1 pseudogene is annotated in these 253 nt (G+C 82.6%); it reads left to right on the top strand.

Features of this window, described 5'->3' with window-relative positions:
* Window positions 1-253: pseudogene (locus tag C7C56_RS08060) on the top strand (23S rRNA pseudouridylate synthase B); the annotation flags it as partial.

Below are 253 nucleotides of genomic sequence, written 5' to 3'. Positions count from 1 at the left end.
GCAAGGCCAGGGCCAGGGCGGCCAGGGCCGTCCGCAGGGGCAGGGCGCCGGACCGCAGGGCCAGGGACGCGGCCGTCCCGGCCCCGGCGGCCAGGGTGGCCAGGGCGGGCAGGGCGGCCGTCCGCGCCAGCCCGATCCGCTGCAAACGACCTTCGGTTTCGGCAACGCCGGCGCCGGACGCCGTCCACAGGGCGGCCAGCAGGCCCCGCGCGGCGCCGACAGCGGCATGCCGCGCCGTCCGCGCGGCCGCGGC

This window comes from Massilia glaciei (genome assembly GCF_003011895.2).
In the GTDB taxonomy this organism is placed as follows: Bacteria; Pseudomonadota; Gammaproteobacteria; order Burkholderiales; family Burkholderiaceae_D; genus Telluria_A; species Telluria_A glaciei.
This window is presented reverse-complemented; position numbering and strand designations above follow the sequence as displayed.